The 21,264-nt window shown below is 66.4% G+C and carries 14 protein-coding genes; 7 read left to right on the top strand and 7 right to left on the bottom strand.

Going from position 1 to position 21,264, the window contains the following annotated elements:
- The first annotated feature begins 17 nt into the window (after positions 1-17).
- The 6 genes from HY019_RS09835 to HY019_RS09860 all read left to right on the top strand — a co-directional run bounded on the left by HY019_RS09835 (position 18) and on the right by HY019_RS09860 (position 10,387).
- Positions 18-3,347, top strand: coding sequence for a carboxyl transferase domain-containing protein (locus HY019_RS09835; RefSeq protein ID WP_290691352.1), 3,330 nt, complete (start codon positions 18-20; stop codon positions 3,345-3,347).
- A gap of 151 nt (positions 3,348-3,498) precedes the next feature.
- The gene (locus HY019_RS09840; protein ID WP_290691355.1) at positions 3,499-5,244 is read left to right on the top strand and encodes a DUF1800 family protein; all 1,746 of its coding nucleotides are present in this window, start codon (positions 3,499-3,501) and stop codon (positions 5,242-5,244) included.
- Between the two features lie 14 nt (positions 5,245-5,258).
- Positions 5,259-6,683, top strand: a complete 1,425-nt coding sequence (locus HY019_RS09845; RefSeq protein WP_290691359.1) for a DUF1501 domain-containing protein — start codon at positions 5,259-5,261, stop codon at positions 6,681-6,683.
- A gap of 90 nt (positions 6,684-6,773) precedes the next feature.
- Positions 6,774-8,411, top strand: a complete 1,638-nt coding sequence (locus HY019_RS09850) for a DUF1800 domain-containing protein (RefSeq protein ID WP_290691362.1) — start codon at positions 6,774-6,776, stop codon at positions 8,409-8,411.
- Positions 8,412-8,425: 14 nt separating this feature from the next.
- The gene (locus tag HY019_RS09855; protein ID WP_290691365.1) at positions 8,426-9,838 is read left to right on the top strand and encodes a DUF1501 domain-containing protein; all 1,413 of its coding nucleotides are present in this window, start codon (positions 8,426-8,428) and stop codon (positions 9,836-9,838) included.
- A gap of 51 nt (positions 9,839-9,889) precedes the next feature.
- Positions 9,890-10,387 (top strand): DUF4442 domain-containing protein, encoded by a 498-nt coding sequence (locus HY019_RS09860; RefSeq protein WP_290691368.1) that lies wholly within the window; start codon positions 9,890-9,892, stop codon positions 10,385-10,387.
- 34 nt (positions 10,388-10,421) lie between these two features.
- On the opposite strand, the gene ppk2 is transcribed toward HY019_RS09860, so the two are convergent.
- From ppk2 to bioB, 3 genes are all read right to left on the bottom strand, one after another.
- Complete coding sequence (ppk2, locus tag HY019_RS09865) at positions 10,422-11,597, bottom strand: polyphosphate kinase 2 (RefSeq protein WP_290691372.1); 1,176 nt, start codon at positions 11,595-11,597, stop codon at positions 10,422-10,424.
- Between the two features lie 127 nt (positions 11,598-11,724).
- A complete protein-coding gene (locus tag HY019_RS09870) occupies positions 11,725-14,301 on the bottom strand; it encodes an ATP-binding protein (protein WP_290691375.1) in 2,577 nt (858 codons plus the stop codon).
- A 132-nt stretch (positions 14,302-14,433) separates the two neighbouring features.
- Positions 14,434-15,543 carry a biotin synthase BioB gene (bioB, locus tag HY019_RS09875; protein WP_290691379.1) on the bottom strand — a complete coding sequence of 370 codons (1,110 nt, stop codon included), beginning with the start codon at positions 15,541-15,543 and terminating at the stop codon, positions 14,434-14,436.
- Positions 15,544-15,747: 204 nt separating this feature from the next.
- Here bioB and HY019_RS09880 point away from each other — a divergent pair, with 204 nt between their 5' ends.
- On the top strand, positions 15,748-16,233 hold the full coding sequence (locus HY019_RS09880; protein ID WP_290691384.1) for an AtaL-like protein: 486 nt from the start codon (positions 15,748-15,750) through the stop codon (positions 16,231-16,233).
- 16 nt (positions 16,234-16,249) lie between these two features.
- On the opposite strand, the gene HY019_RS09885 is transcribed toward HY019_RS09880, so the two are convergent.
- The 4 genes from HY019_RS09885 to thiS form a co-directional block, all read right to left on the bottom strand.
- Complete coding sequence (locus HY019_RS09885; RefSeq protein ID WP_290691387.1) at positions 16,250-18,109, bottom strand: sensor histidine kinase; 1,860 nt, start codon at positions 18,107-18,109, stop codon at positions 16,250-16,252.
- 169 nt (positions 18,110-18,278) lie between these two features.
- Positions 18,279-19,898 carry a bifunctional hydroxymethylpyrimidine kinase/phosphomethylpyrimidine kinase gene (thiD, locus tag HY019_RS09890; RefSeq protein WP_290691392.1) on the bottom strand — a complete coding sequence of 540 codons (1,620 nt, stop codon included), beginning with the start codon at positions 19,896-19,898 and terminating at the stop codon, positions 18,279-18,281.
- A 198-nt stretch (positions 19,899-20,096) separates the two neighbouring features.
- Positions 20,097-20,900, bottom strand: coding sequence for a thiazole synthase (locus HY019_RS09895; protein WP_290691395.1), 804 nt, complete (start codon positions 20,898-20,900; stop codon positions 20,097-20,099).
- Positions 20,901-21,007: 107 nt separating this feature from the next.
- The gene (gene thiS / locus HY019_RS09900; RefSeq protein WP_290691399.1) at positions 21,008-21,244 is read right to left on the bottom strand and encodes a sulfur carrier protein ThiS; all 237 of its coding nucleotides are present in this window, start codon (positions 21,242-21,244) and stop codon (positions 21,008-21,010) included.
- Between the last annotated feature and the right edge of the window lie 20 nt (positions 21,245-21,264).

A 21,264-nucleotide genomic window follows, 5' to 3' on the forward strand; every position in this document is an offset into this window, starting at 1 on the left:
GCCATCCTCACCGCGCCATGCCCACCCTTGCTGCCCAACCCGTCTTGCTGATTGCCAACCGGGGCGAGATCGCCATCCGCATTGCCCGCGCAGCCTGTGAGCTGGGCTGGCGCACCGTGGGCCTGGTGGCGCAAGACGATCAGGACGCCCAGCACGCCTGCCACATGGACGCCGTGCAGGTGTTGCCCGGCAAGGGCGTGCCCGCTTACCTCCACATCGAGCAGGTGGTGGCCGCGGCCCAGGCCCAAGGCTGTACGCACGTGCACCCTGGCTATGGCCTGCTCAGTGAGAACGCCGACTTTGCCCGTGCCTGTGCGGCGGCTGGCCTCATCTTCGTGGGCCCCGCACCCGAGGTGCTGGACCTGCTGGGCGACAAGGCCCAGGCCCGCGCCCTGGCGCGCCGCTGCCAGGTGCCGGTGACAGAAGGCATCGACAGCGCGGTCACCCTGGAACAGGCTCAAGCCTTCTTTGCCCAACTGGCCACCAAGCAAGCCGGTCAGGCAGCGATGATGATCAAAGCCCTCGCCGGTGGCGGTGGGCGCGGTATGCGCATCGTCGAGCAGGCCGATGACATCGCGCCCAGTTTCGAACGCTGCCAGTCGGAGGCACTGGCCGCCTTTGGCCGTGGCGAGCTGTATGTCGAGCAACTGGTGCGCCGCGCCCGCCACATCGAGGTGCAGGTTCTGGGTGATGGCAGCGGTGCCGTCAGCCACGCCTGGGAGCGTGACTGCACCGTGCAGCGCAACCACCAGAAGCTGGTGGAGATCGCGCCTGCGCCGGACCTGGACCCCGCCTTGCGCCAGCACCTGCTGGACGCCGCCGTGACCATGGCCCAGGCCGTGAAGCTGCGTGGCCTGTGCACTTTCGAGTTCCTGCTGGACCTCGATCACCCCAGCTCTTTCACCTACTATTTCATGGAGGCCAACCCGCGTCTTCAGGTCGAGCACACCGTGACCGAGGCCATCACCGGCCTGGACCTGGTGCAGGCCCAACTGCAGCTTGCGCAAGGCCAATCCCTGGCGGACCTGCAATTGCAGCAGCCTGACATCGCCCGCCCACGCGGCAGCGCCATCCAGGTGCGCGTGAACGTGGAGCGCATGGGCTCGGATGGCCGGGCGCTGCCCGCAGGCGGCACCATCCGCGCGTACGAGCCGCCGGCTGGCCCTGGCATCCGTGTCGATGGCCACGGCCATGCCGGCATGCAGCCCCATCCGGGCTTCGACACCTTGCTGGCCAAGGTCATCGTGCACCACCCATTGGGTTTTGATGCGGCTTTGCAGCGCACGCGCCGCGCCCTGGCCGAGTTCAGGCTCGATGGGGTCGACAGCAACATCGCCTTCCTGCAGGCCTTGCTGGCGCATGAGGACATGGCCACCAACCGCGTCAGCACACGCTGGCTGCAGCTGCATGTGGCCGCCTTGCTGCAAGCCGCAACCCAGCAGCCCCGCCCACGTGAGCTGCAACACGCCTGGCACCCGGACCATGTGGCCGCAGCCTCCGGTGGCAACGTGCTGCCTGAAGGCTGCATGGCGGTGAACGCCAGCGTGCCGGGCTCCCTCGTGACCTTGCTGGTGCACCCCGGCGATATCGTGCGCGCCGGCCAGCGCCTGGCCGTGATCGAGGCCATGAAGATGGAGTTCGAGATCATGGCCCCGCAAGGTGGCCGTGTGGAGGCCGTGCTGGCCGAGGTGGGCACCGTGGTCAACGAAGGGCAGCCCTTGTTGGCGCTCGACCCATCTGCCGATGACGGGCAGGCCCATGCCGCACAGGACCAGGTGCTGGACCCCGATCACATCCGCCCCGATCTGGCCGACGTCATCGAGCGCCATGCCGTCACGCTGGATGAGCGCCGGCCAGAGGCCGTGGCCAAGCGCCATGCCAAGGGGCATCGCACCGCACGCGAGAACGTGGGCGACTTCCTGGACGAAGGAAGCTTCATCGAATACGGCGCACTCGCGCTGGCCTCCCAACGCATCCGCCACAAGGAGGCCGAGCTGATCACACGCAGCCCCGCCGACGGCCTGATCGCGGGCCTGGGCACCGTCAACGCCGCGCAGTTCGGCGAGCAGGCAGCACGCTGCATGGTGCTGGCTTACGACTACACCGTTTTCGCCGGCACGCAGGGCATCATCAACCACAAGAAGACCGACCGCATGCTGCACCTGGCCCTGCAGCGCCAGTTGCCCCTGATCCTGTGGGCCGAAGGCGGTGGTGGCCGCCCCAACGACGAATACCCCGGTGTCAGCCTGCTGGACAACATGACCTTCCTGGGCCTGGCGCGCCTGAGCGGGCAGGCCCCCACCATCGCCATCGTCAACGGCCGCTGCTTTGCGGGCAACGCCTCGCTGGCCGGTTGCTGTGACCTCATCATCGCCACGCGGGACACCACCATCGGCATGGCTGGCCCCGCCATGATCGAAGGCGGCGGCCTGGGCAAGTTCGCGCCCGAAGAGGTGGGCCCCGTCAGCATGCAGGCGCCCAACGGCGTCATCGACATCGTGGTCGACAACGAGCAGGACGCCGTCAAGGTGGCCCAGCAGTACATCGGCTACTTCCAGGGCCGCAGCAGCGATTGGCAATGCGCCGATCAACGCACGCTGCGCCACGTGGTGCCCGAAAAGCGCACCCGGGTGTATGACGTGCGCGAGGTCATCCACACCGTGTGCGACACGGCCTCGGTGCTGGAGCTGCGGCGCGACTTTGCGCCCGGCATGATCACTACGCTGGCCCGCATCGAGGGCCGGCCCGTGGGGCTGATCGCCAATGACCCGCGCCACCTGGGCGGCGCCATCGACGCGCCGGGCGCCGACAAGGCCGCGCGCTTCATGCAACTGTGCGATGCCTATGACATCCCCCTGATCGCCCTGTGCGACACACCGGGCTTCATGGTGGGACCCGATGCCGAGAAGACCGCCACCGTGCGGCACTTCTCGCGCATGTTCCTGGCCGCGGCCAGCCTCACCGTGCCTTACTTCACCGTGGTGCTGCGCAAGGGTTATGGCCTGGGCGCACAGGCCATGACGGCCGGCAGCCTGCTGGCACCGGACTTCACCGTGGCCTGGCCCACCGGCGAGTTCGGGCCCATGGGTTTTGAAGGCGCGGTGCGCTTGGGGTTCAGCAAGCAGCTCGATGCCATTGAAGACCCGGTCCAGCGCCAGCAGCTGTTCGATGGCCTGGTGGCCGCGGCCTACCAGAAGGGCAAGGCGCTCAACATGGCCGCCCACCTGGAGCTCGATGACGTGATCGACCCGGCTGATACCCGCCGCTGGCTGGTGCGCGGCCTGGCGGCCATGCCCGAGCCTGTGCCGCGCAGCGGCCGCAAGCGCCCCTTTGTGGATGCCTGGTAAGGCGTTTCAGGACAAGCCGGGCGCGTTGGCCGCCCTGTCTTTCAAGGTGTGAGAACACGCTGCCCCTGTTTGCAGGGGTGTGTCGGCTTTGTCATTGAGTCCCTGCGGTCGCTGCGTTAGAGTCTGCCCGTAGACAAATCAGGCAGGCATAATGAACAACAGGGAAGAGGGCGCCTTGGCGGCGCCTGTGGGCGCACGTGCGTCCGAGCAAGTTGAAACCACTTCAAGCAGGACATGGGGCCTGGCCGCCATCAGCAGTGCGGCCTTGGCCGCTTGCGGGGCGGGCGATGGCAAGCCTGAAACAGATGCCACCGCGCAACCCGCTCAGGTGGACCAGACCGTCACGCCGCAGCAAGAAGAGCAGGCGGTGCGCTTTCTGGACCAGGCTGGCCTGGGTGCCACGACCGCCGAGGTCAAGGCGCTGACCGCCAGCAAGCTGGACTTCAACACCTGGCTGGACCAGCAGTTCGCCGTGGCGCCCGTTGGCTCGTTGTGGCAGCTTGCCATGGACCTGGGGCAAGCCAAAGAAGCTGGCAACATCAACCAGAACGCCATCGTCGACAACATCCTCTGGTACAGGTTGTTCAATGCCAAGGATGTGCTGCGCCAACGCATCGTGCTGGCCTTGTCCGAGATCTTCGTGGTCTCCATGAACAACCTGCCCATTCCCTGGGGGCAGTTCGCTTGCCTGGCCTACTGGGACACGCTGGAGACCTATTGCTTTGGCAACTTCCGTGAACTGATCGAGCGCATCACCCTGTCGCCGGCCATGGGCGTGTACCTGAGCATGCGCGGCAGCCAGAAGGCCGACAGCGTGAGTGGGCGCCGCCCCGACGAGAACTACGCACGCGAACTGCTGCAGCTGTTCACGATTGGTTTGAAGGTGCTTGACAACAACGGCTTGCCGACCGCGCAAGACACGTACAGCAATGAAGACGTCATGCAGCTGGCCAAGGCGCTCAGCGGCTGGGACTTCGATGTGGACAAGCCGGGTACGCCGCCAACGTATGTCGCCAGCGACACCACGCCGTCCTACACGCGTCGGCCCATGGTGCCCAATCCAGCGCTGCATGACGAGTCCAGCAAGACCTTCCTGGGCCTGACCATTCCTGCCAAAGCCAATGACGCTAGGGGCGATCTCGAAAAGGCCCTGGACCACATTTGTGCCCACCACAACGTGCCCTTCTTCATTTCCAGGCAGCTGATCCAGCGCCTGGTCATGAGCAACCCGACGCCGGACTACGTGCTGCGCGTGGCCGCCAAGTTCGTTGACAACGGGCAGGGCATCCGCGGGGACATGAAGGCCGTCATCCGCGCCATCCTGACGGACCGGATGGCCCGAGACACGCTCACCGGCATCGAGGCCGTGCAGCGCGCCAAGCTGCGTGAACCCATGCTGCGCTTCCTGCAATGGGGCCGCTTGGCGCGCCTGACATCGTCCGATGGTGCCTGGTCCATTCCTGATCTGTCCACCGCCGATCGGCTGGCGCAAAGCCCCATGCGTGCGCCCTCGGTGTTCAACTTCTTCCGGCCGGGTTATGTGCCGCTGAACTCCGGGGTCAGCGCCGATGGCTTCGTGGCACCCGAGTTCCAGATCACCGATGAGTCCACCGTGGTGGGTTATGCCAACTTCATGCTGACCCACCTGGATGGCGAACCCGACATGAAGATCGTGGTCGACTACAGCGAATGGACAGACATCGCCACCGATGCCGCCAAGCTGGTGGACCGGCTCAACCTCATGCTCACGGCACGCAACCTGGCCAGCGTCACCGTCGACGTCATCGTGGCAGCGATCAAGACCATGCCAGCGGATACCAGCGTGCGCCTGGCCAACCGCGTCAAGGCCGCTTTCTATCTGATGCTGACGTCGCCGGACTACATGATCCAGCGCTGAGGGAGCCCAAGAGCATGAACCACAACCACATCACCCGCCGAGGTTTCCTGCGCCGCAGTGGCACCTTGTCCCTGGCCACCATGGCCGCACCCTGGGCCATGAACCTGGCCGCCATGGCGCAGGCCGCTGCCGCCCAAGCCAGCCCTACAGACGACTACAAGGCCCTGATCTGCATCTTCCTGCATGGGGGCAATGACCAGGGCAACACCATCGTCCCGGTTGACGACGCCGGTTATGCCTTGTATGCGCGGCTCAGAGGGGCACTGGCCCTGCCCCGTGCGGAATTGCTCACCCGGCAACTGCAGCCCGTCACCCCGAGCGCGGTCGGTACCCCCACGCTGGCCTTGCCCCAGGCCCTGGACAAGCTGCGGCCGCTCTTCAACGATCAAAGGCGCCTGGCCGTCCTGCTCAACATGGGCCCGCTGCACCAGCCGACGACCAAAGCGCAGTTCCAGCAGCACAGCGTGAGCCTGCCCGACAAGCTCTTCTCCCACAACGACCAGCAATCGGTGTGGCAGTCCTATGGCGCAGAAGGCAGCACTGTCGGTTGGGGCGGCCTGATTGGCGATGCCGGCCTGTCCAGGAACGCAGCGGCCTCGCTGACCTGCGTGAACCTGTCCGGCAATGCCGTGTACCTGGCCGGGCAACAAGCCGGGCAGTTCATGGTCAACCCCCTCGGCCCGGTCCCCTTGAAGGCCAAGGACGCCGCCAACCTGTTCGGCTCGCAAGCTTGTGTGGACGCGTTCCGATCCCTGGTCTCGACCGAGCAACCCACTGTCCACCGCCTGGCCAAGGAGCACAGCGCCATCATGCGCCGGGCCATGAACACCAACAGCCAGTTGATCGAGCAGCTTGCGAGCGTGAGCGTGCCGCCTGCGCGCTACGTTGACGGCAACGCGCTGGCCCAGCAACTCAGCACGGCGGCGCGCATCATCGCGGCACATGGCCAGTTGGGCGGCGCCGGTGGCGTCAAGCGCCAGGTGTTCTTCGTGTCGATGGGCGGCTTTGACCTGCATGACAACTTCCAGGGCACGCACCCGGTCTTGCTGGGCAAACTGGCTGCGGCCATGGCACAGCTGGACAATGACCTGCGTGACATGGGCATGCTCGACCAGGTCACGGCCTTCACCGCCAGCGACTTCGGGCGCACGCTCACCTCCAATGGCGACGGCTCCGATCACGGCTGGGGCAGCCACCACTTTGTGCTGGGCGGCGCCGTCAAGGGCGGTCAACTCTATGGCACCTGGCCCGACGTGAGCGACTTCGAGGCCGGTGAGCACAACATCGGCCAGGGGCGCTTGCTGCCCACTACCTCGGTGGACCACCTGGCGGCCGCACTGGCCGGCTGGATGGGCGTAACAGATCCCCTTGCTTTGCAACAGATCGCACCGCACCTGGCGAACTTCCCTGGGGCCAGCCCACTGGCCGGGCTCTTCTGATCAGGGTTTGCCAGGTCAACATCTGGTTGCGTCTCATGCGACGGCATTACGTAGATTCGCGCCCCATGAATATCAAATGGGGAGCGTGTCATGGAAGCATCCGAGGACGTGTCGCCAGCGCGACGGGCCGATCGGCCCCTGGCCGTGCTGGCCGCTGCGGGCGTGGCTGCGGGCTTGTTGGCCGCTTGCACCGATGAGCAACTGGGCCCGCCGACCGAGGACGATGCCGCGCGCTTCCTGGGCCAGGCCAGCCTGGCATGCACCCCGTCCGATTGCGCCGACCTGACGCAACTGGGCTATGGCGCCTGGTTGGACAAGCAGTTCGCCATGCCGCTGTCTACGCCCTTGTGGAACTGGGCGCGCGACATGGGCTTCCATGCGGCGCAGTACAAGTCCACCGACGTGGGGGTGGACAACGCCTTGTGGTTCCGCCTCGTCAACGCACCCGATGTGCTGCGCCAGCGTGTGGTGCTGGCCTTGTCCGAGATCTTCGTGGTGTCGGTGCGCAACATGCCGGTGCCCTGGGGGCAGATGCTGTGCGTGTCGTATTGGGAGATGCTGGAAGCCCATTGCTTTGGCAACTTCCGGCAGCTGCTGGAGCAGGTGGCCTTGTCGCCCGCCATGGGCGTCTACCTCAGCATGAGCGGCAGCCGAAAGGAAGACAACAGTGGCCGCCGCCCTGACGAGAACTTCGCACGCGAGCTGCTGCAGCTGTTCACCATTGGCCTGGTGCGGCTCAACCTCGACGGCACCCCCCAGCTCGGCGCCAATGGGGAGCCCGTGGACACCTACAACATGGCCGACATCACCGGCCTGGCACGCGTGTTCACCGGCTGGAATCTGGACGGGTACGACGGCACCACGCCCGGCTACACACAAAGGCCCATGGCCTTCAACCAGGCTGACCACAGCACGCTCGACAAGTCCTTCCTGGGCACCACCATCGCGGGCAGCACACCGGGGCAGCAAGCCTTCCAGCAGGCCCTGGATACCATTTTTGCGCACCCCAATGTCGGGCCCTTCATCGCGCGCCAGCTGATCCAGCGCCTGACCAGCAGCAACCCCAGCGGCGACTACATCTCCCGCGTGGCCCGTGCCTTCAATGACAACGGGGCCGGGGTACGTGGTGACATGCAGGCAGTGATCCGCGCCGTGTTGATGGACGGTGAAGCCCGCCTGAGGCTGTCCCCCTTGCCCGACGATGAGATGGGCAAGCTGCGTGAACCCATCCTGCGCTTTCTGCAATGGGCACGCGTGGTCAAGCTGCAAAGCAGCGATGGCCTGTGGAGCGTGGGTGACCTGTCCTCGCCAGAGCGCCTGGGGCAAAGCCCCTTGCGGTCCCCATCGGTGTTCAACTTCTTTCGGCCCGGTTATGTGCCCCTGAACACGACGATGGCGCAGCAGGGCCTGGTGGCCCCCGAGTTCCAGATCACCGATGAATCCTCGGTGATCGGCTACGTGAACTTCCTGTTCGGCATCCTGCCCAATGGCGCGGCCAACATCGGTGTGGACTACAGCGACTGGCTGCCGCTGGCCAGCGACCCCGCCAGGCTGGTCGACCGCATCAACCTCTTGTTCACCGGGCGCACCCTGTCGGCCGCGCTGGTGTCGGACCTGAGCACGGCCCTGGCCACCTTGCCGCTGGACCTGCCCGATGGCGCCAAACGGCGTGTGGTCACCGCCATGTTGACCGTGCTGTGCTCGCCCGAGTTTCTGGTTCAACGCTGAAGAAAGGCCCCTCCATGTCTCGAATCGATGCGAGCCGCCGCGCCTTCCTGCGTCGTGCCAGCGCCTTGTCCATGATGGGCACGGCAGCACCCTGGGCCTTCAACCTGGCGGCCATGGCCGATGCCGCTGCAGCCACGTCTACCGCTGACGGCTACAAGGCCCTGGTGTGCGTGTTCCTGCAAGGCGGCAACGACCACGCCAACACGCTCATCCCGTTCGACAACGCCAGCTACGCGCTGTATGCCGCCGCGCGCGGTGGTTTGTCGCTGGCGCAAAGCAGCCTGCAGGCCACAGCCTTGCAACCCACCGTGCCACTGACAGGTGCCCGCCAGATGGCCCTGGCCCCTGCGCTGGCGCCCATCAAGCCGTATTTCGATGCCGGCAAGCTGGCTGTGCTGCTCAACATCGGGCCGCTGGTTCAGCCCACCACGCTGGCAGGCTACAAGGCGCAGAACGTGCCTTTGCCCCCCAAGCTGTTCTCGCACAATGACCAGCAGTCCGCCTGGCAGTCCTACCACCAGGAGGGCGCGCAGCCGGGGTGGGGTGGGCGCATGGGGGATCTGTTCGCCTCGGGCAATGGCCAGGCTGCTTTCACCTGCATCAACCTCGCAGGCAACGCGGTGTATGTCTCGGGGGAGCAGGTGGTGCCCTATATGCTCAACCCCTACGGGCCCGCGCCCCTGCAGCCCATAGACGGCACCATGTATGGCTCGGCCGCCTGCTCGGCCTTGTTCAAGCGCGTGGTGACCCAGACCAGCAGCACGCATGTGATGGCGCGCGCGCACGCGCAGGTGATGAGCCGGGCCATCGACGCGCAAGTTAACCTGAGCGCTGCGCTGTCTGGCACCGGCGCCTTGACCACGGCCTTCGCCGCGGACAACAGCCTGGCGACCCAGCTGAAGATGGTGGCACGCATGATCGCCGCACGCAGCAAGCTGGGCCTCAAGCGGCAGGTGTTCTTTGTCACCCTGGGCGGTTTTGACATGCACGACAACCTGATGAGCCGACACCCCGTGCTGCTGGGCCAGGTGGCCAGCTCGCTCAAGAGTTTTGGCGACGCCACCAACGAGCTGGGTGTGGCCGATCAGGTCACCACCTTCACCGCCAGCGACTTCGGGCGCACGCTCAGCAGCAATGGCGATGGCTCCGACCATGGCTGGGGCAGCTACCACTTCGTCCTGGGTGGTGCCGTGCGTGGCGGGCGCTTCTATGGCGATTTGCCCGACCCCGGCCTGCTGGGCGCGCAGGACATCGGCCAGGGTCGGCTGCTGCCCTCGATGGCCGTGGACCAGCTGGCCGCCGTCCTGGCGGGCTGGATGGGCGTGAGTGGCACGGACCAGCGCGCATTGATCGCACCCCATGCACCGGCCTTTGATGCGGCCGTGCTCGCGGATCTTCTGGCGACCCCTTCATCGGCCGGGGCGTGATTCGGGGGCTGCAATCCGCTACCATGCGGCCCCAGTTCACATGGAGTCCGCATGAGCAGCAAGCCCAATCAACTCAGTCGCACCGTTGCCAAGTTCCAGGGCCTGCCTGGCACGCTGAGCCCCTGGCTCACCAGCTTCGTGCTGGGCAATGTGGTGCCACTGGTGGGCACGGCCAGCTTGCGTTTTGAAGAGCTCAGCAACGCACGGGTGGTGGTCAGCATCCGCAACCGCCGCAAGGTGCAGAACCACATCAAGGGTGTGCACGCGGCGGCCATGGCCCTGCTGGCCGAAACGGCCACCGGCTTTTGCGTGGGCATGAACGTGCCCGACGACAAGCTGCCCCTGATCAAGACGATGAAGGTGGATTACCTCAAGCGCTCGGTGGGCGACATGAAGGCCGTGGCCCAGCTGCGCCCCGACCAGATCCAGCAGATCCTCACGCAGGACAAGGGCGAAGTGACCGTGCCGGTGACCATCACCGACGAATCGGGCCAGGAGCCCATTCAGTGCGAGATGGTCTGGGCGTGGGTGCCCAAGAAACGCGATTGACCACCCGACTGACCGCGCGACGGAGCCGCCTCGCTCAGTTCTCGTCGTGCGGCGCTGCCGGCGTCTCACCCCGCTCGTAGACCACATTGGCGCGCCCCACCAGCAGCGGGTCGGGCTGGGGCACATTGCCCAGGTCCTTGCTGGCATAGGGCAGCTTGTAGAGCAGGTAGCGCATGGCATTGAGCCGCGCGCGCTTCTTGCAATCGCTCTTGATCACCGTCCAGGGCGAGTCGGCCGTGTCGGTGTGGAAGAACATCGCTTCCTTGGCGCGCGTGTAGTTGTCCCACTTGTCCAGCGAGGCCAGGTCAACCGGTGACAGCTTCCACTGCTTGAGCGGGTGCGTCTCGCGCTCCTTGAAGCGGCGGCGTTGCTCCTTGCGGCTCACCGAGAACCAGAACTTGATCAGGTGCACACCCGACCGCACCAGGTTGCGCTCGAACTCGGGCGCCTGGCGCATGAACTCGCGGTATTCCTCGGGTGAGCAAAAGCCCATCACATGCTCGACCCCGGCGCGGTTGTACCAGCTGCGGTCAAACAGCACGATCTCGCCGGCCGTGGGCAGGTGCTGCACATAGCGCTGGAAGTACCACTGGCCGCGCTCCACATCGCTGGGTTTTTCCAGCGCCACCACGCGCGCACCGCGCGGGTTGAGGTGTTCCATCATGCGCTTGATGGTGCCGCCTTTGCCGGCCGCATCACGTCCCTCGAACAGGATCACGACCTTGGCGCCGGTGGCCTTCACCCAGGCCTGCAGCTTGAGCAATTCGACCTGCAGGCGGTACTTCTGCTTCTCGTAGCTCTTGCGGGCCATGAGGTTGTTGTAGGGGTAGGCCGTGGCATCACGCCAGTGCGGCGCCAGCTCCTCGTCGGGGTTCAGCTTGGGGGCGTTGCCGTTGAGCTTGCCCTGCAAGGCCGCGCGCAGCAGGGCCGCGTCATCGGGGGCCGAGCCCTTGAGCACCGCCTCCAGCGCATGGGCCAGATCATGTGGCGGCGTCTGCCGCACGATGTCGTGCAGGGCGGCGAGCTTGGCCTGCTGTGCCGCCTCGGTGGCCTGATCGCTCACGATGGCCTCGATGCGGCGTTGCCGGCTGGAGGGGATCACATCGCCTGAGGCCGCTTTGCGCGGCTTGCTGGCGGTGCTGGCCTGGCGGGCTGGGGCTTTTTTGGTCGCGGCACGACCGGACCGGGGGGCTTGCTGTTTTTTATCCATGGCGCGAGGGGCAACGGGGGCAGATGCGAGACAAACGCTCACCTTGCACCTATCGTGCGCTGTTGGCCGGTCAGGCCATGTCAGGTCTAAACACGTTTTTCACGGCCAAATGACCGCTTCGCCTGTCTCAGTGCACCGAGGTGGTCGAGGCGGGAACGTGCCGGCGAATGGTTTGCACCAGGATTTCCAGCTCGATGGGCTTGATCACCAGGTCCACCATGCCGGCCTCTCGGCACTTGGCATGCTCTTCGGCCATGGCGTGGGCCGTCTGGCCGATCACCGGCAGGTGCGGGGCCATGGCCTTGATGTGCCGGGTGGCCTCGTAGCCGTCCATGCCGGGCATCTGGATGTCCATGAGCACGAGGTCATAGGCCTGGGTGCCGTTTCGGGCCAGTTGCGCAATGGCGGCGCTGCCGCTTTCGCTCATGGTCACCTGTGCGCCTTCATAGCCCAGCAGCTCGGTCAACACCATCTGGTTGACCAGGTTGTCTTCGGCGGCCAGGACGCGCACACCTGCCAGCCTGGGGGCACGCAAGGTTTCAACACCGTCCAGCGGGGCGGGGGCGGATGCCATCCAGGCCTCCGAGGCCGCAGACGCCGGTGCGGCGGCTTGCTCGCCCAGGATCAGCGGGAGCACGACCTCGAAGCGCGTGCCTTGCCCGGGTGTGCTGTGCACGTGGATGACGCCATTGAGCATCTCCACCAGCCGTTTGGTGATGCTCAAGCCCAGGCCGGTGCCGCCGTATTGCCGTGTGGTCGAACCATCGGCCTGCTCGAAAGGGCGAAAGAGGCCCTCCAACTGGGTCGGTGTCATGCCGATGCCGGTGTCGGTCACGCTCAGCACCAGGCGATCCTGGCGCGCGCAGGCGGTCAGGCGTACCGTGCCGTTGGTGGTGAACTTGACCGCGTTGGACAGCAGATTGAGCAGGATCTGCTCCAGGCGCAAGGCATCACCCAGGCAGGACGTCGGCAGATCAGGATCCATGTCGACGACCAGGTTCAGGCCTCTTTCGCTGGCCTTGTCCTGCACCAGCTTGCTGGAGCGCCACAGCAGTTGATGCAGGTCGAGCGGCTGGTATTCGATGTGCAGCTTGCCCGCCTCGATCTTGGAGAAGTCCAGGATGTCATTGATGACGCCCAGCAGCAGGCGTCCCGAGGCGATGATCTGCTCGAACACCTCGCGGGCCGGCCCCTTGTGGTCGCGGTAGCCGATTTGCGCCAGGCCCAGCACCCCGTTGAGCGGCGTGCGGATTTCGTGGCTCATGTTGGCGAGGAACTCGGACTTGATCCGCGCCAGGTGCTCGGCTTCCTGGCGGGCCACCTCCAGCTCGGCCGTGCGCTCGCGCACCGTCTGCTCCAGCCGCTCCTGATGGGCTTGCAGGGCGGCGCGCGCTTGCTGCACCTCGCTGATGTCCTGGAGCGCGCCCTCGATGCGCACCACGCGCCCGTCCTGCCAGATGGGCTCACCTTGCGTGCGGATCCATTTGCGCACACCCTTGGCGCTGATCAACTCCAGCTCCAGGGCATAGGGCTGGCCCTGCTCGATGGCCCGCCTGATCGCCTGGGTGATCAGCGCATGATGTTCGCCCTGGAAGTAGCGCAGGCCGTCCTTGAACAGGAGTGATTCGGGCAGGCTGGGGTCCAGATCCAGGATGCGTGCGGCGCCATCGGTGCGCGTGCCCAGCTTGGTGTCCACGTCCACACGCCAGCCGCCGACCTTGGCCAGCAGGCTCATGCGGTCGAGCAGGGCTTGTTTCTCCTGCAGCGCCAGTTCGGTCCGGCGCCGCTCGCTCACGTCCAGCGCCAGGCCAATGATCACCCGGCCTGTGGTGGTGTCCAGCCCCCGGCCATGTACTTCCAGCTCGATCGTGCTGCCATCCCGGCACAAAGCGGTGAAGCCATAACGGGCTTCCTTGCTCGGGTCGTTGAATCGACTTTGCAAATGCTCGGCCACACGTGCCCGGTCGTGAGGGGAGACCACGGCGCTGACCGAGACCTTGTTGATGATCTGGTCAGGGTCGTCATAGCCCAGCATGTGTGCGAACTCGGGGTTGACGTAGCGAAAGCGGTCACCCTGGATGATGTAGATGCCCGCCAGCGTCTGCTCGACCAGGGCTTCGAACTTGCTGTTGCCTGCGCGGTGCTCGGCCCTTCTGAGCCAGGCCATGACCAGGCTGACAAGGGTGCCCATGGCAAAGAAGACACCGATGCCGATGACCGATGCAGGCTTGTCGAGCGTCCAGACCATCTGCGGTGGCACGAAGGCATACCAGCACAGAAGGGCCGACAAGGCCGTGGCCATGAAGCCCGACAACCAGCCGCCCAGCCACGCGGCCGTGAATACCGCGGGGTAAAGCAGGAGCCAGGCAAAGGGCGTGATGTGCGGCCAGAAGGCCCATTGAATGGCTGCGCCGAGCACCGGGGGCAGGATGCCCCAGAGCATCCGCATGCCGATGGCCTGATGAGGCTCCTCGTCGGCCAGGCGAATGTCCTCTTCCGGGGGCACGTTCTGCAAGGTGACCCACAAGATGGCGGCCGTCAGGGCAATGAAGATCAGGCCCTTGAGCGTGGAGTAACGCGCGATCGTGCGCGGATCGCTGAAGGACTCCAGGATCCGGTCTGACAGCAAGATCCAGGCGCCAGCGAAAACGATATAGCCTACGGTGGCCCGCAGGCTGAACAGCTGGCGACGAGTGACCGGCATCAATGCGCTCCTTCCCTGGGGTAGGGGAGTCACATGATTATGGCGTCCTCATGAGGTCGCCAATTGAGGGAACAACCGGGTGTCGGTTTCAGCCTACGCGGCGGTGCTGTCCCTCATGCACGGGGACGGCCTTCAGGCTGCATTCACCCGGGCGGTCACGGCCTTGCCGCTGCGCAGGCCCAGCTTCTTCATCAGGGCCTGGTCATTGTCGAAGGCGGGGTTGCCGGTGGTCAGCAGCTTGTCGCCATAGAAGATGGAGTTGGCGCCAGCCAGGAAGCACAGGGCCTGCACGGCCTCGCTCATGGCCTGGCGGCCAGCCGACAGGCGTACCCGCGCCGTGGGCATGGTGATGCGGGCCACGGCGATGGTGCGCACGAACTCCAGCGGGTCCAGTGGCGGGGTGTCGGCCAGCGGGGTGCCGGGCACGCGTACCAGGTCGTTGATGGGCACGGACTCGGGGTAGGTGGGCAGGTTGGCCAGTTGCGCGATCAGGCCGGCGCGGCCTTCACGGGTCTCACCCATGCCGACAATGCCCCCGCTGCACACCTTGATATTGGCGCTGCGCACATGGCCCAGGGTGTCCAGGCGATCCTGCAGGTCACGCGTGGAGATGATGTCGCCGTACAGCTCGGGGGCGGTGTCCAGGTTGTGGTTGTAGTAGTCCAGGCCGGCGTCCTTGAGCGACTTGGCCTGGGTGTCGGTCAGCATGCCCAGGGTGCAGCAGGCCTCCAGGCCCTCGTCCTTGATCACGCCGATCAGCTCGGCCACCTTCTCGATGTCGCGGTCTTTCGGGGCGCGCCAGGCGGCACCCATGCAGAAGCGGCTGGCGCCGGCATCGCGCGCGGCCACCACGGCTTCGCGCACCTCGTCGGGCGACATCAGCTTGCTGGCTTCCACGCCCGTGTCGTGCGAGGCCGATTGCGGACAATAGCCACAGTCTTCCGGACAGCCGCCGGTCTTGACCGACAGCAGCGTGGCGTGTTCGATCTCGTTGGCATCCCAGTGGGCGCGGTGCACCTGCTGGGCCTGCCACATCAGGTCGTTGAAGGGCAGGTTCAGCAACTCCAGCACCTTGACGCGGGGCCAGGGGGCATTGCTGTCGTCGTGGTCCGTGCAGTCCCCGCCGCAGCCGTGGCTGTTGAGCACGGCTTTTTTGGGCACGATCTGGATGGGTTTCGCTGCCGGTTCCGCTGACTTCGCGGACGAGGCTTCAGCCTGGGAGGAGGTCGTGCACTGAGACATGGGCGGGTGGCCGCGCCTGAACGCGGCAGGAGTTGACGAAACAAGCAGGTGCGAGTGTAGTCTGCCCAAGGGCTAACCTGGGTGACGTTGAGATCATCCTGATGACGTGCGCTGATATTCGCGTCAAGCCAGCGTGCGCCGTTTCAGCCATGTGAAAACCACCGCACCGTCTGGTGTTGATCTGCCTTGCAGTAAGCTCACCTCATGCGTTTCGAGCACATCATTGAAATCAATTCCCCCCAGGTCACCGTGCAGACGGTGGTGCCTGGCTTCACCCGTGCGCAACTCTGGCTGGGCCTGATGGTGCGTGTGCAGACACCGCAGCGTTTCCCCAATGGCCCCGAGTCCTGCGATTGGCAGGAAACCGCGCCGGGCGTGTTTGCGCGCACCCTGCGCTTTGGCCAGCACGTGATGCAGGACGAGGTCCAGGCCGTGGCCCAACAGAGCCTGCAGTTCACGCCCCAGCCACACGGTGAGACGGCCCCCATCCGACTGACCATCACCATCGAAGAGCCCCAGGCCAAGCAGATGGTGCTGCGGTTCGTGTACGTGGCGCTGGGCGAGCAAACCGCGGAAGAGGCCTACTACAACGAGTACCGGCACAACGCCTGGCTGCACCACGACCGCGACATGGTCAAGAGCCTGCGGGAGTGGCTGGACCAGGGTGAGTTCGAGTCAGTCAGCCACTGAGCTCAGCCATAGACGCTCAGCCATTGAGCGCTTCGGATTTGATCGCCTCGGGATGGAGGGCGTCGGAAGGCGCGGCTGCCGTGATCTCGACAGGCTCATCGGGCAGCGCGGCCTTGGGCAGGCTGACGGTGAAGCGCGAGCCCACGCCGGGTTCGCTGCTGACGGTCACGGTGCCGCTCATGCGCTCGACCAGCTGCTTGACGATGTACAGGCCCAGTCCTGAGCCCTCGATCCCCACGGACGCCGCGGCCACCCGCCTGAAGGGTTGAAACAGCGAGGCCGCGTCTTCAGGCGTCAGGCCGATGCCGTTGTCGGCGATCTCGATGCGCACCTGGTCCGCCTCTTCGTGCGCGTCGATGGTCACGTGGCCACCAGGCCGGTTGTATTTGCAGGCATTGGTCAGCAGGTTGATCAGCACCTGCTGCAGCCGTTGCGCGTCGGCGGCCACCCGCAGGGAACCGCCCGATACGCGGTTGATGAGGCTGATGTCGTTTTTCTGCCGGGCCGATTCGATCAGCACCAGGCTGCTGTCGAGCACGGTCCCTAGATCGCAGTCCTGCAGGCGCATGCCGATCTCGCCGGCATCGACCTTGCTGAGGTCCAGCACGTCTTCCACCAGCTTGAGCAGTTGATGCCCCGCATCGAGGATCCATTCCACCTGCTTGTGCTGGGTGGGTGGCAGGGGGTGGAGGTGGTCCATCGACAGCAGCTGGGCGAAGCCGAGGATGGCATTGAGCGGTGTGCGCAGCTCGTGGCTCAGGCGTGAGAGAAAACCCCGTTGGGACGAGGCGACCCGCTCGGCCGCATCGCGCTCGAGGGCCAGGCGCGCGCGCGCCTTTTCCTGGGTGACGTCGCGCACCACGCCCGTCAGCCTGGGTTTGGTTGCGTCGCCGTTTTCGGACAGGCTGCCGATGGTTTCCAGGTAGCGGCTTTGCCCATCAGGCAACACGATGCGCATCGTCAGCCGGAACAGGCCGCGGCCGGTCGCCGCTTCCTCGCGCAACTGGTCTGCCCGGCGTCGGTCCTCGGGCACCACGCTCTCCAGCCATGTCCGGCCAGGCAGGGTCACGGCGCTTCGGCCCAGGCCATACAAGGCTGCTGCCTGCGCGTCCAGGGTGATCTCGGTGCCGTCCACGTCCATGTCGAACAGGCCCAGCTCCGCGCCGACCACCGCCAGCTCCCAGCGCCGGTTGGCGCGCCGCAAATCCTGTTGATAGGCTTGCTGGCGATGCAGGCCACGGCGCATGACGACATAGCCGGCCATCGACAGGGCCACCACGGTCAGCGCCATGGTGCCGATCAGGAGTTGTTCCGTGATGCGGGAGGCGTGCGCCAGGTTGCGGCTGAAGGCGATTTCTGCCTGGAACAGGCGGACGTTGATCTCATTGACGCGGGCCAGCGTGGCTTTGATGTCGGCAGGCGAGGCTTGCTGCCCGACCTGTTGCTTGAGCCGCCGGGCCGTGTCCTGCAGCTGCGCGATGAGCCCGTCGCCCTCCACCCAGGCCAGGATCGACGGTTTGAAGAGGGGCTGCTGACCAAAGTAGAGGAACAGCTGGATCATGCCGTCGATGTCGTCGGGGTGGTTGCCGCCATCCTTGAAACCTTGGCGGATGGCGGCCATGTCCGGGTGGGCCTGCATCAGGCCTTCGCGCGCGCGCCGGTCGCCCAGGGGGACCTTCAGGGCGGCTTCAAACTGGACAAACTCAGAGGGGGCGTGGCTGCTGGCGTATTCACGCAGGTGCTGCACGGCTTCGCTGCGCGCTTTGGACCACAGGCTTTCGCCGCCCACATAGCCTCGCACCGCCCCCAGCACCTTGACACTGCCGATGGCCAGTGCACCCACCAGGCCCACGATCACCAAGGCAGGCGCCAGCACGTACAGGTAGAGGCGCCAGGCTGGCGGCCGACGGACGGGGGGCGTGATCAGGGCGTTCCTCCGCTTGTTGTAACCAGGCTGCTGACATCACCCGGGTGTCCCCAACGCTATCAGAAAGCGTGCAGGCTGAAAAGCGAGTCGCCCGCAGGGTAGGGGCCACGTTGTGCAACTACAGCACGGGCTGGGGCAGATCCAGCCCGCGTCGGGGCCGGGCGCCCTGCTCAAGGCCCCGTGCACGCCCGGTGCGCACGGCGGCGCGCAGTGGCGGGACGCGCTCGCGCATCTCGCTGTCCGACTGGCCCAGGCCGCGCACCACGCACAGGGCCGCCGGCCCGCATGCTGCAAAGCGTTCGACGTCCTGCGGGGTCAGCAGCCCGCCAATGGCCACCACGGGTGCCGGGCTGTGCCGGGTCCACCAGCGCAGATTGTGTTCACCCTGCGGGGTCCAGGGCATGTCCTTGGTGGTGGTGGGCATGACCGGCCCACAGGCGATCAGGCTGGCGCCACAGCCGGCCGCACGCGCCAGCTCCCAGGCGCTGTGCGAACTCAGGCCCAGCACCACGCGCCCGCGGGCGGCCAGCAGCTGCTGGCGTGCCGGCTCGTCCAGTGCGAGCAGGTCTTCCTGGCCCAGGTGCAGGCCGAGTTTCAGCTCGGGCTGCAGGCCTTGCTGCAAGGCGTGTTGCCAGTGGTCGTTGACGAACAGCAGCGCGTCGTGCTGGATGCAGGCGTGGGTGCTGGCTTCGATGTGGGCCAGCACCCCCTCGCTGGCCTTGTGTCGCAGTTGCAGGCACCGCAGCCCGGCCTGGGCCGCGGCATCCAGTTGTGCGCTGTCGGGCAGGATGCCGTAGAGCCCGTCGGCCGGTGGCTCGAAGGGCTGGAACAAGGGTGCGCCGCTGCTGTCGCCATGCAGAACCTGCCAGGGCAGGGCCCGGCCGATGCCCAGGTAAGGCAGGGGCCCGAGCGGCTGGCCCATGTGGGCCATGACCGGGCCGGGGCCATGGCCGGCTTCATGGGCATGCAGCAGGGCTTGCGTGGTCAGCATCTTGGCCAGCACCACCGCGTCGGCGCTCACATGCCCTTGGGCCATGGCGCTGGCGGCGGCGCTGGCGAAGGTGCAGCCGCTGCCATGGTGATGGCGGGTGGGCACGCGGCGGCTGCACAGCCAGCCTTGCGCGTGGGGCGTGTCCAGCCAGTCCACAGCCCAGTCGGCTTGCGGGGCGTCCCCGCCGGTGATGACCACCGCTTGTGCGCCCATCGAGCGCAGCAGCGAGGCCAGATCGGGCAGTTCGTTGGCGTCGCCATCGTGGCGTGCCGGTTTGCCCAGCAGGCGCAGGGCCTCGGCGCGGTTGGGCGTGATCAAGGTGGCCAGGGGCAGCAGCTCACGCCGGTAGGCCTGCACCACCGCGTCGTCGCTGAAGGCCGCGCCGCCGGCCGATGCACCCAGCACGGGGTCGATCACCAGGGGCAGCTCAGGGTGGTGCTCGCGCAGCTGTTTCACCCAGGCCGCCACCGCGCGGATCAGGTCCACGTTCCCCAGCAGGCCGGTTTTGATGGCCTTGGGGGGCATGTCCTGGCTCAGCGCCTGCAGTTGGGCCTGGAGCTGGTTGAGCGGCAGCGGGAAGATCGCCTCGACACCCGATGAGTGCTGGGCCGTGACGCAAGCCACGATGGGGCACAAGTGCGCGCCCATGGCGTCGGCGGCGCGCTGGTCGGCGCTCAGGCCGGCACCACCGCTGCTGTCGTGCCCGGCGATGCTCCAGATGATAGGAAGAGACGATGTGTCAGCCATCAAAGAACGCCATCATTAACGAGTAGCCAGAAGATCCAGCAACCACCATGGATCCGGCTCCGCCGGTCCATCAGTGGTGCCCCCTGGGGGGCTAAGCCCGGACTTGGACAGTCCTTGAGGACTGTCCGAGCCTGGCGAAGGGCCCTCCCGTCTTCGGGAGGGCGCGGGCTGCAAGCCAGCGCAGCGCGTAGGGGGGGCTTAAAGAATCACGAAGGGTTGTCCACCCACGGGTGTGGTCGCCACGGCCACATCGCTGGTGGGCATCAGGCCGGCCGTGAAGCCTGCTCGCCCGCCTTGGATGGCGTGGGCAAAGGCGCGGGCCATGGCCACCGGGTTGCCGGACTGGGACACGGCCGAGTTCAGCAGCACGGCGTCCATGCCCAGCTCCATCGCGGCGGCGGCGTGCGAGGGGGCCCCCAGACCGGCGTCCACGATCAGGGTGATGTGCGGCAGGCGTGCGCGCAGGGTGCGCAGGGCCCAGGGGTTGAGCAGGCCCAGGCCCGATCCGATGGGCGCGGCCCAGGGCATGAGGATGCGGCACCCGGCGTCCACCAGGCGTTGCGCGCTGACCAGGTCGTCGGTGCAATAAGGCAGCACCTCGAAGCCATCGCTGACCAGTTGCCGTGCGGCCTCGACCAGCTCGAAGGGATCGGGCTGCAGTGTCTGCTCGTCGCCGACCACCTCCAGCTTGATCCAGTGCGTGCCCAGCAGCTCACGCGCCATGTGGGCCAGGTTGATGGCCTCGCGGGCGCTGCGGCAACCGGCTGTATTGGGCAGCAGGTTCGCACCCAGATCACGAGCGGCATCACGAATGATCTGCACGAAACCGTTGTCGCCCCCGCCACCGGGCACGGCCAGGGTGCGCTTGAGGCCCAGGGTCAGCACCTGGGCGCCGGAAGCCTCGATGGCTTCGCGCAGCACCTGGGGTGAGGGGTAGCCGGCGGTGCCCAGCAGGAAGCGGCTAGAGAGTGGCTTGTCGCCGATGGACCATGTGTCTGCCATGTCAGGTCTCTTTCAGTGAGTGAGCGGTGGGCATGCATCCCGCCGGGCCGCCCCAAGGGATGCGCGCCCCTCGGGGGCCGCGAACGCAAGTGAGCTGGGGGCCATGTTTAGCCTCCAGTGATTGGTGAAAAGCACAGCACGGCATCGCCGTCTTGCAGGACATGGTCTGCACGCGCGCCACGCGGCACGAACTCGCCATTGACGGCGGTGGCCACTTGTTCGGGCTGCTTGTTCAGCACCGCCAGCAGGTGGTCGAGGGCGTGGCCGAGCGTGCTGCCCGCAGGCAACTGCAAGGCACCCTGGTCGGTGCGGATCGTGATGAGGGCGGGTGCGGTGGGGCTCATGCTCGGTGGCCTCGGATTCG

Source organism: Aquabacterium sp., from assembly GCF_016195855.1.
Taxonomy (GTDB): domain Bacteria; phylum Pseudomonadota; class Gammaproteobacteria; order Burkholderiales; family Burkholderiaceae_C; genus Aquabacterium.